Raw genomic sequence first — 10864 nt, forward strand, 5'->3', positions numbered from 1 at the left:
AGCCCGCAATGAGTCTGCCAGTGGCCCGAGCCACTGTGTCAGGCGAACGAGATCATCGCCAGCCTGTCGCCTCGATGACGTGGGCAACTCCCGGTAGCCTATGGTTTGGCCTACCTATCGGAGGTGACGCAGCGGCACGGAGGAGGTGTGCGATGGTGGCGCGTTCTAGTGAACGTCCGACTGCAGAGCAGATCGAACTCGCCGAAGCACAGATCGTTGAGCAGTCCAAACGAATCGATTTCTTCCTGACTGAGTATTCCGTTGAGCTGCTCGCGCAGAAGGTTCGCGACGGCGAGTACGTTGTTCCTGCCTATCAGCGGGAGTTCACCTGGGAGGATCGCCGCAAGTCGCGATTCATCGAGTCCTTGCTTATGGGCCTGCCGATTCCTTTCATCTTCTTCTGGGAGATGCCGGATGGTCGACTGGAAATCGTGGACGGGTCGCAGAGGCTCCGCACGCTGGAAGAGTTCATCTACAAAGGATTCCGGCTTGGGGAACTTGACCCTCTGACTCATCTGTCGGGCTTCTGCTTCGAGGACCTTCCCGAGTCAAGGCAACGCAAACTCAAGAACCGATCGGTTCGAGGCATCGTCCTGAATGAGCACGCTGACGAAGCGGCTCGACTCGACATGTTCGAACGCATCAACACCGGAAGCAAGATCGCCAACAACGCCGAGATTCGTAGAGGAGCCCTCGCGGGCCCATTTCTCGACATGGTCACCGAACTTGCCGACACTCCGCTCTTGACTAAACTTGCCCCTATGCCCGCTAAAGCCAAGAAGGAGCGCGGATACGAAGAGCTTGTCACCCGCCTCTTCGCCTACGCCGACGGATTGGAGGACTATCGAGACCGGCCGTCCGACTTCCTCTTCGCCTATTCAAAGAAGATGAATGCGGAGTTTGCCCTCGATCCTCAACTGGCGGACGCCTACCGTCGCCGGTTCACAACCGTCTTGGACTTCGTCTCAAAGAACTTCCCATTCGGATTCCGCAAAACAGAGAAAAGCACCGCAACCCCGCGGACGAGGTTCGAGTCAATTGCCATTGGCGTTGACCGCGCCCTGATGGAACAGCCCGACCTCGTTGACCGCTCTGCGGATGAGCTAGACGTTGCTTCCTGGATCGGGCTTCCCGAGTTCCAGAAGATCACAGGCTCCGACGGCGCGAATGCGATTGGCCGTTTGCGCGGACGCATCGACTTCGTCAAGAACAAGCTGGTAGCGCATGGCGACGACTGATCTTGCTCCATTCTTTGAGGAGAGGTACGCGGAAATCACGGCGTATCTGGTCTTCCTGCAGAACGTCGAGGATGCGGCACGCGACGGGACTCCGCGGCTACGCGGAACGAACGCCCCGATCACGACCGAGCAGAAGAAGATCCTGAACTCGAGTCTCTATCTACAGCTCTACAACCTGGTGGAGGCCACGGTGCTTCGATGCCTCGAAGCGGTAGTTGCGGCGGTGGAGACAGCTGAGCGTCGTCCAAGCGAGCTAAGCGTCGGACTCCGTACGGAATGGGTACGAGCCATCGCACGAACCCACAGCGATCTGGGGCCAGACAAGCGTCTACAAGCAGCTCTCGATTTGTGTGACCAATTGTTGCAGCAAATGCCTGTCAAGGGGTTCCAGATCGATCCCGGTGGAGGCGGCAATTGGGATGACTCCTCCATCGAGAAGATCTGTGAGCGAGTCGGCTGCGGCCTAACCCTCACCCCCGACGTCTTTCAGGCGGCGAAGCGTCACGTGCGTGACGAGATGGGCGCGCTCAAGCTCGTCAAGAACCGTCGCAACGGCCTCGCCCACGGCTCGTTGTCCTTCGTCGACTGTAGCGACGGCGTGACTGTGGTCGAGCTCAGGGGGCTTGCGAAGGCAATCGGTGACTACTTGAAGGAGGCCGTCGACTGTTTCGTGGACTTCATCGAAATGGAGATCGCCAAGACGGACGCGGGAAAAGTTGAGGTGATCGCTTCGTGAGGGAGGCTGAGAACCGACCGTCCATCCGCGCAATCGACCTGTTCTGTGGTGTCGGTGGGCTTACGCACGGCCTCGCCCAGGCCGGGATCGAGGTCGTCGCGGGGATCGATATCGACCCGGCGTGCAAGTATCCTTATGAGGCAAACAACAAAGCTCGATTCATTGAGGGCGATGTCGGCGAATTATCCTCGTCGGACGTAGAGGAGTTGATTGGCGGCGGGGACATTCGCATGATCGCTGGCTGCGCGCCCTGTCAGCCGTTTTCGACCTACAGCAGGTCTGGTCGAAGCAAGAAGCGCGTTGACGACTGGCAATTGGTTGAGGCGTTTGGGAATCTGGTTAGCCAAGTCCAACCGGACCTCGTGACGATGGAGAACGTGCCCCAACTGCTCGATCATCCCGTTTTTGAGAAGTTCCTGGAAAGCCTGGAAGGATACGCGGTCGAGTGGTCGGTCGTCCAGGCAGTTCGCGTGGGGATCCCGCAGACCCGGAAACGACTGGTCCTCATTGCCTCGAAACTAGGCGCGGATGGCCTCGTCCTTAAGCAGGATGAGCAGACAGTCAAGACGGTGCGCGAAGCGATTGGTGGTCTCCCCCACATTGAAGCCGGGGAATCGGACCCTGAGGATCCGCTGCACACCGCGTCACGCTTAAGCAGGACAAACCTTGCACGTATACGTCACTCGAAGCCGGGTGGCACATGGCGCGATTGGCCTGGCGAGCTTCAGGCAGCCTGTCATAGAAGGAGCACTGGCGCGACATATCCGAGCGTCTATGGGCGGATGGCCTGGGACCAGGCGAGCCCAACAATCACAACCCAGTGCTTCGGCTACGGAAATGGACGATTCGGACATCCGGAGCAGGATCGGGCGATCTCGTTGCGCGAAGCCGCGATTCTGCAGACGTTCCCGCCGAAGTACGAGTTCGTGCGACCAGGTGAGCCAGTGCGATTCAGCGTGCTGGGGAGGCTGATAGGCAATGCCGTGCCAGTGCGTTTGGCAGAGGTCGTTGGGCGGACGGTTGTAGCGCACGCTTCCCGCTTCGGGCGGCCCAAAGTACAGGCTGACGCCGGATAGAACCCGGCTCTCTTTTGGAGCCCCACTAATCTTCGCGCAGCCCGTGTCGCGGACCGGGACCCCCTTGGAGCGGATAACCAACCAAGGCGAGAGATCGAGAAGAGCCTTGACAGCGGCCTACGAGTCGACGAAGCGGACCACGCGCCAGGAGAGGCGACCGTAGTACCCGGTGGTGAGGCTATCGATGGATACGCCGCTGCCGTCGGAGTTCACCATGCGTCCATCACCCATGTAGATGCCGACGTGGAACACGCGGCCTCCGGGGCTGTGGGAGAAGCCGATCACGTCGCCCGCCCTCATCTGGGCGAAGTCCCGCGGGATCACTTGGCCGCCGGAGTTGTAGGTGATGTCGTGGGCAAGGTGCGGCAGACGGACGCCGATCTGGGCGTACGCGTACAAGACGAGTCCCGAGCAGTCGAACCCGGTGACGACGCGTCCGTCTTGGCCGCCGGGTGAGCAGCAGATCCCGGTCGAGGGTCCGCTGGGGGTACCGCCGCCCCAGCTGTAGCGGCTTCCGATCCAGCGGAGGGCGGCGTTGACGGCGTCCGTCGCCGGACCGGTCCCGGTCAAGGGCGTGCCCGTGGTGGCTGTGTCGTCGGTGACGCACGAGTTCTCGGCGACGTCGCCACCGCTGTAGGCGGCCGCGTAGTAGAGGACGTCGTTGACGTACCAGAGCGCATGGTTGTAGGCGAACAGCGCCTTCCGGACGCCCTCGGAACCTAACAGCGCACCCGAGGCGACCAAGTAGTTGGCCGCGGAGTGGACACTGTCCGCATCGTCCGTGATCACTGCCCGTCCGTCGCCGTTGCCATCGACCCCGTAGGCGGCGAACGTCGCCGGCATGAACTGCATGAGTCCGCGAGCGCCGGCGCTGGACGTAGTGTTGTTGCGGCCGTGGTTGGTCTCTTCCATCCCGACACCCGCGAGCAGCGTCCATGGCACCCCGTACCGGGTCGCCGCCGCCTCGTACAGCGCCAGCACGGCGGCGGGGATCTCGGTCGGCGGGTTGTGAAGGCTCGCCTGACGAGGGCTCCCGGGCTGCGGCAGACTCGCCGCGGACGCCGGCGGGGTGCAGCTGCCGGCCGCGACAGCCGGGTTGGCGAGCGTGGTGATGAACAGCACCAACGCGAGCGGGATGGTGAGCAGGGCCGCGAGCGAGAGTGCGAGGGCCCAAGCAAGAGTCTTCATCGTGAGCTCGTTTCGGTCATCCCTGGCGAACTTCTAGCGTGCGCCGTCGATGGCCTGGTTGGTATACGTGAACGCGGCGGCCGCGGGGTGCAGCACGGTCTGTACCTTGTAGATCTGCTTGCCCACGCACCACAGGGCGCGGCCCTTGCGTTGGGTGGCCCAGTCGGCCATCAAGTGTTCGGCGATGGGGCCGAGTTCGAGGAGATCGGCGAGCTCGCGGGCGACGCTGGGGTCCTGGCCGTGGAGGATCTTCAGGTCGGCCAGGTTCAGCAGTTCCTTGGCGATCGCGGTCGCGGCCGAGGTGGATTCGCCGACGGTGAGCATGTCGCCGGGCTTGTGGCCGACGACGAACTGGATCTCGCCGTCACGGCGCGAGAAGCGCATGTCGGCGTCCAGGCTCTTAACGGCTTCGAGGCCGAGTCGCATCTGTTTCCACATCTCGTCGCGGATGTTGATGCGCAGATCCCCGGGGGCCTTGATCTCGCGCATGGCGCGTCCCCACGAGGACAGGCAGGTCAACGCGATGCCCATCGCCTCGTCACCCAGGGGTTCGAGGCGCGACAGCGAGAACGACTGGATCGGCGCCGTCCAGTCCACGGCGATGGTGGTAGGAGCGTCGAACAGGCCGGCCAGTGCCCCGGTGACCAGTTGGCCGAGGGCGTCGCGCAGCAGGCGGGTCTCGTCGAGGAACTGCCGGGTCGACGCATACCGGCACTCGGTTACCAACTGCTCGGTGGGGTTGGCGAGCAGCTGCCACAGGGCGGGGATGGTGGTCACGCGCAGGGTGTGCTGCCCGTCGATGTAGCCGGTCAGCTGGGCGAGGGCGGACTCTACGACGCGGGCGTCGGTGGGCCCGAACGGGACGCGCTGCTCGCCCACGAACTGGGAGCCGACCAGCCCGCGGATCAGGGTGAGCCAGCGTCGGAAGATGATCCCGGCGCGCCGTTGGGCTTCAACCCGGTCGAGGGTGTCCCATCCGTCGCCGAGCGGACCGAAATCGAGGGGGTTGATCCGGGCGCTCATGCCCGGTCCGACAGCGAAGGGCTGGACGCCGAACGCGCGGCACAGCGGTTCGTACTCGTCCTTCGGGTCGCCGAGGACGAACACCTTGTAGCCGAAGTCCATCATCAGGGTGGCGAAGTTCTTGGTGTTGGTGGACTTGCCGCCGCCTGGCTTGCCGAAGGTGATCACGTTGGGGTTGGTCACGGGGACGGTGTCGTCGAGCACCCAGCCGAGCGGGTCGGCGTAGAAGCTGCCCCCGGAGAGTTCGTCGATGCCGATCTGAGCGCCGGTGGGCGGCAGGGGCGGGTTCGCGATGAACGGCCACCACGCCGCTGCCTGGTCGCTGGTCATCCGGTACTGGGCGACGGGCGTCCGCGCGGGGTTCCAACCTCGACCCGGACGCCGCAGGCCGCGGCGCGGCGACGGATGGAACAGGTAGGGCTCCTTGCCGGGACGTTCGGGTTCGGGTTTGGTGGGCAGGTCGTGTCCGAAGTCGGCCAGAAGTTGGGCGGTGGAGCGCCCGCGGGGCGGCGTCCTCATTCGTCGGCCTTCCTTGTGAGTCCGAGGCCGAGGGGCAGGGTGGCGGCGGCGAAGCCCGCGTCCTGGGCGAGGTCGAGGCGCAGAGGTGCGAAGCCGGCGCGCCGGATGGAAGCGTCGAGGCGGCGTCCGAACTCGGCGACTCGCATGGTCTTGGCGACGGTGACGCACGCGACGGCGTAGGGGCGGGTGAGGGCGTGGCCGGAGGCGAGTTTCGCGTCGAGGCGGTGGGCGCGGGTGACGTTGGCGCGGTCGCGTGAGCGTTGCCGGATCTGGAGCCGGCCGCGGAGGCCTTCGCCCATGTCGGCGGCCCATTCGCCGGAGGCGGTCTGTCGGTCGGCGCGGCTGAACGGCAGGATCGGGAACACCACCGTGTAGCTGCGCCGCTCTCCCGGTTCGCTGGGGGTCAGCACCGGAGCCAGGGCGCCCAGGCAGGCGCCCCGGTCGGGGAGCTTGATGGTGGAGCTGATCGAGTTCCAGGCGTCGTGGGAGTAGTGCCGCATCGTCGTGTCGGCGCCGGAGGGGCCGGCCATCGCCCACGGCACTTCGGTGCACACGGCAGGGTCGGTCTGGTGGGCGGCGAGGGCATCGATGATCCCGGCGCGGTCGGCGGGGGCGAAGCCGGTGCGGACCGCGAGCGCCAACTGGGGCGAGGTGAGCCAGGTCACGTCGGTCATGCCCATGCCGCCGCGCAGCATCGCGGCGATCTCGTCAGCCAGGGCGTACAGGACGCGGGTGCGTCCCTCCAGACCGCCGCCGAACTCGCGGGCCTGCTTCGCGATCCGCGCCTCTGGGACCACGAACGTGACGAAAGCCTCGGTGCGCACCGCGGCGCGGGTCAAAGCGGTGGCGAGTTCGTCGTTCATCCGCCGGGCCAGTTCGGGGCCGTCGGGACGCCGATGCGCCGCGATCCACTGCTGCCGTTCGGCGCCGTCATCGGGGACGGTGCGAACCAGGAACACCACGTCGCTGATCAGGGACGCTCTGGCGGCCACGTCGAGTAGTTCGGTCAGGCCGCGTCCGTACTGGTCGCGGCGTTCGCCCTCGGCCATGCCGACACCGGGGTGGCGGATCGCGGCGGTCATCGCCCAGGTGCGCAGGCCGTGGTCCTGGATGATCGCGTAGCGGGTCTGCGCCGGACCCTTCGGAGAGCCGTCGTGGACCTCGATGCCGGTCATCACCCCGGGGAGGTCCGCGTTCTCGAGGGCCTCCGCCTTCCCGGTGGCGGCCTTGCTGCGCCACGACGTCCAGCCGAACGCCTTCCCGACGGCGAAGCTGAGGCTGGCGAGTAGCCAGCCCGTGGCCGACCGGCCGCGGACGGGGACGACGACCAGCACCGTCACCACGGCAGCGAGCGCGGCGAGTTCGGCCGCGAGCATCCAGCGTTGCTGGTTGGCGGCCACGAACACGGGGATGACCGCGAGGGTCAAGGCCGCCAGCCGGGGGCCGGTCAACCCGAAGAAGAAGCCGACCCGGTCCGGACCGTAGTCGTCGTACACCGCTGCCATGGCGTCACCCAGTCACTGAGAATGTGAACCGGGCAACCGACGGTGGCACGAGCCAATTCAAATGCGCTGGCACCGCAGCGCGTGCCTCATCGAAGTCCGAGGTGGGTCGGGTCCAGTCCTCCATGCCTGCCTCCTATGGAGTCGCGGTGAGCCTCGTGGTCACGCACCTGCATAACGGGAGGCAGGAAGGCCTCGCGGACAGTCATACGGAGTCGCGTAAGCACCTGGAGCGCAGTTTCGAACGTCTGCGCTTCCGTGGCGATCTCGATAAGCGCGACAGGGGGATGGCATGGCGGTTGCTGCCCTGCAAGTCGATGGAGGAGTCGAGATCCCACGCATCTCAAGGGGGTCGGGAACCCGGCCATCACCGCTCTTCAGATCAGAACAGAACCGAATACACACCCATGGAAGCCCCGCAAGGGAATGGGCAAGTGCAGTTCCCCGTCGCAACTCCAGCTCTTCAGAATCGGGGCACCAGCCAACCCGATGGGGCCGCACATCGATTTGACGAACGCCCACACTGGTCACACCGCCCCGATACCCGATCTCGTCAGAGCTGCTCGATCAGGAACAGCCGTGTCACCCCTACGCCAGTCGTGAAACGGTCGATGTCGTAACCATCGGGCTTGACATACCACACCTGAGAGAACTTCAGTGCGGTGCTGGCCGCCGCAAAGGCGACGGCGTCGAGCTTGGAGCCGGTCAACCCCACCTCGAAATTCGAGTTCGCCAATGCGTAGAACTCCTCGAAGCAATCCTTTGCAGCAGACAGGACCTCATTTGGAATACCGCCCGCAATCTGGTGAATCCGGCACGAGTGGAAGTCCCGTGCCGCGACATGAGCCGCCAACCGAGCCAGCTGCGAACGGGGGGTATCACCCGAAGGCACAAGGATCTCGACGTGATCGTAGTCCCGCTCCTCGAGTAGCGAGAACAGCCGCTCATGCTTGGCAGCCCCAGACGCGAGCAGAACTCGCCTCCGGCCGTCATCCACCTCGTTGGGGTGGAGTGCCACGAAGTGGTAAGGCTGCTGCTCGCCGGTCAAAATGTCCTGGCACGCCTGAAGTCGCGAGTAATCATCATCCGCGGCGCCCGCTAACCGTGCAGCGACATCCTCATTCAGAGGGTAATAACGCTCAGCTTCGGTGTACAGAACCAGAACCCGACCATCGCGGTTGAGGAGCTCGCGAATAGCTCGATAGATCCACGTCTTCGACAGTCCAGTTGTATCTACGACCCCCACCCCATCCCTTGGGGCCGGCAGTAGTCTAAACGCGTCATCATTGCCCAATGAGGCGATACGAGTACCCGAAGCACTCAGAAGTTCTGAGACCTTAGGTCCCCAGCCATCCAAGGGATAAGTTACCATGAGCGTCTGCTCAGGTGTAAACGCATCGAGTAGGCGTTGAGTCGAAACCAAGGTTCGCTCCTCGAACCCCCGTGCCGTGATCAGTGTGTGTGGCTTCAAGAACCCAAGCTGCTGTAAGCCCAATTCCTCTATAGCAGGGAACGGGATGGCCGAGAGCAGGGCGGGTCGGTCCGCCTCTGCCTCAGAGAGCTCATCCGCCTTGGGTACTTCGTCTTCGAGATCGTCGAACAAGGTTGGCACTGGCAAAGCATCAATTCCGTCGGCAGGTGCCAAAGGGCCGGACCGAAGGTCTGGGTGGCCTCCGATCCCCTCGATCAGATCTTCTTCAAACTCCGCCTGATCGGCGGCAAGGTTGCGCATCAGAAGGTCGCCGGAATCTTCGGGATGGTTGAGCCACTCGACGAGCGTGTCTCCTGAGAGCTCGAAGCGGTCGCGCTGCGAAAGGCCTATGGCACTGGCAAGTCCCAGCAATTTCCTGTAGGTGAGGGTGTATTGAGCAACAGGGTCTGAGTCGCGTGTCTTTGTGCGCGGCGCGTCGGGCCCGCTCGTGAGCACGAAGACTCCAGCATCCATAAGTTCCCGGAGCTGCAGAAGCTGAGCGTCCGTATCCCCTGACGTGACCCTAACGTAGACGCTGGCATAGTCGCGGAGCCGTTGTTCGTCCCGCCGAGCGGACTGGATGAGAAGTGCGTGTGCCGCCTTAGCCTCGATCGTTCATGGCGGAGTGAGCGACGCGTGCGGTAGATAGGCCGGAGTGCCTTCTGGCTACGGGATACTTGGACTTGCGACTGTTCAAGACCCCTGAAGCGGAAGGCACTCCGTAGGTGAAGCGTACTTCGTGGTCCACCGGTATGTCCGTGACCGGCGATGGTGGCGCGGTGATCGCCCACGCCGGCAGCATCGGGCTCAGGATGCTGGCCGAGAACACCGGCCTGACCGGCGCCCTATCGACGGCGATGGCCCGGCGTTCGTTCGTCCCCTCGGTGCACGACCGTGGCCAGGTGCTGACCGATGTGGCGGTGCTGCTCGCCGACGGCGGGGAAGCGATCTCCGACATCGATGTGCTGCGGCACCAATCCCAGGTCCTGGGGCCGGTCGCGTCTGCTCCGACGGTGTGGCGGGCGTTGGACGAGGTCACCGACGCCAGGCGGAGGAAGATCGCCACGGCCCGGGCCCGTGTCCGGCGCCACGTCTGGGCCCAGCGGACAGCGGCTGGTGGGGTTCCGGCGTCTCGGGTCGCCGGGACCGATCTCGGCAGCACGGTGGTGTTGGATGTCGATGCCACGATCGTGGTGACCCACTCGGAGAAGGAACTCGCGTCGCCGACGTTCAAACGAACCTTCGGGTATCACCCGATCGGCGTGTGGTGCGACAACACGGGCGAGTTCCTCGCCGCCGCGCTGCGGACAGGTCGGGCAGGATCGAACACCGCCGTCGATCACATTCAGGTCTTGGGCGAGGCGATCACCCAGATCCCGATGCCGTATCGCCGCCATCTGTTGATCCGCTGCGACGGGGCCGGAGCCTCGCACCTGCTGCTGGACTGGCTCCATGCGCAAGGCCAAGTCAGAGGCAGGACGCTGCATTACAGCGTCGGGTTCACGATCGGGGAGAACATCCGCCACGCCATCTCGCAGTTGCCGGCCGGGTTGTGGTCCCCGGCGCTCACCGCTGAGGGTGAGGTCCGAGACGGCGGGGACGTCGCCGAGGTCACCGGCCTGCTGGACCTGACCCGGTGGCCGGCCGGGATGCGGGTGATCCTGCGCCGCGAACGCCCCCACCCCGGGGCTCAACTGTCGCTGTTCGAAGCCCACGACGGCTGGCGCTACCAAGCGTTCGCCACCAACACCGCCGAGGGGCAGTTGCAGTTTCTCGAGGCCCGTCACCGGGCGCATGCCCGGGTCGAGGACCGGATCCGACACGCCAAAGACTCCGGCCTGGGCCGGTTCCCGTCACGCGAGTTCAGCATCAACCAGACCTGGCTACTCCTGACCATGATCGCCGCCGACCTGGTCGCCTGGCTCAAAATGCTGGCCCTCGACGGTGACCTCGCCAAGGCCGAACCGAAAGCACTCAGGTATCGGCTGCTGCACGTCCCGGCCCGGCTCGTCTACGGCGCCCGACGGCGACGACTGCGCCTACCCAAGACCTGGCCCTGGGTCGAGCACCTCGTGGCCGCGTTCGCCCGGATCGCCGCGATCCCACCACCA

8 protein-coding genes are annotated in these 10864 nt (G+C 64.7%); 4 read left to right on the plus strand and 4 right to left on the minus strand.

The genetic code is table 11. The features are described 5' to 3' along the window. The first annotated feature begins 152 nt into the window (after nucleotides 1-152). The 3 genes from AC5YDV_RS16575 to AC5YDV_RS16585 are packed head-to-tail and all read left to right on the plus strand — an operon-like array spanning nucleotide 153 to nucleotide 3050. Nucleotides 153-1238, plus strand: a complete 1086-nt coding sequence (locus AC5YDV_RS16575; protein WP_496184618.1) for a DUF262 domain-containing protein — start codon at nucleotides 153-155, stop codon at nucleotides 1236-1238. Next, nucleotides 1225-1974 (plus strand): MAE_28990/MAE_18760 family HEPN-like nuclease, encoded by a 750-nt coding sequence (locus tag AC5YDV_RS16580; RefSeq protein WP_496184617.1) that lies wholly within the window; start codon nucleotides 1225-1227, stop codon nucleotides 1972-1974. The genes AC5YDV_RS16575 and AC5YDV_RS16580 overlap by 14 nt, the downstream gene beginning before the upstream one ends. After that, complete coding sequence (locus AC5YDV_RS16585) at nucleotides 1971-3050, plus strand: DNA cytosine methyltransferase (RefSeq protein WP_496184616.1); 1080 nt, start codon at nucleotides 1971-1973, stop codon at nucleotides 3048-3050. Before AC5YDV_RS16580 ends, AC5YDV_RS16585 begins: the two co-directional genes overlap by 4 nt. A 117-nt stretch (nucleotides 3051-3167) precedes the next feature. On the opposite strand, the gene AC5YDV_RS16590 is transcribed toward AC5YDV_RS16585, so the two are convergent. The 4 genes from AC5YDV_RS16590 to AC5YDV_RS16605 all read right to left on the minus strand — a co-directional run bounded on the left by AC5YDV_RS16590 (nucleotide 3168) and on the right by AC5YDV_RS16605 (nucleotide 9209). Further along, complete coding sequence (locus tag AC5YDV_RS16590; RefSeq protein ID WP_496184615.1) at nucleotides 3168-4238, minus strand: C40 family peptidase; 1071 nt, start codon at nucleotides 4236-4238, stop codon at nucleotides 3168-3170. Nucleotides 4239-4271: 33 nt separating this feature from the next. Further along, nucleotides 4272-5780 (minus strand): putative type IV secretion/conjugal transfer ATPase, encoded by a 1509-nt coding sequence (locus AC5YDV_RS16595; RefSeq protein ID WP_496184614.1) that lies wholly within the window; start codon nucleotides 5778-5780, stop codon nucleotides 4272-4274. Continuing rightward, complete coding sequence (locus AC5YDV_RS16600; protein ID WP_496184613.1) at nucleotides 5777-7285, minus strand: SCO6880 family protein; 1509 nt, start codon at nucleotides 7283-7285, stop codon at nucleotides 5777-5779. The genes AC5YDV_RS16595 and AC5YDV_RS16600 overlap by 4 nt, the downstream gene beginning before the upstream one ends. A 550-nt stretch (nucleotides 7286-7835) precedes the next feature. Next, nucleotides 7836-9209, minus strand: a complete 1374-nt coding sequence (locus AC5YDV_RS16605; protein ID WP_496184612.1) for a hypothetical protein — start codon at nucleotides 9207-9209, stop codon at nucleotides 7836-7838. Between the two features lie 296 nt (nucleotides 9210-9505). On the opposite strand from AC5YDV_RS16605, the gene AC5YDV_RS16610 reads away from it, so the two are divergent. After that, a partial coding sequence (locus AC5YDV_RS16610) for an IS1380 family transposase (RefSeq protein ID WP_496184895.1) occupies nucleotides 9506-10864 on the plus strand: 1359 nt, incomplete at its 3' end.

Source organism: Propioniciclava sp. LT432, from assembly GCF_059515965.1.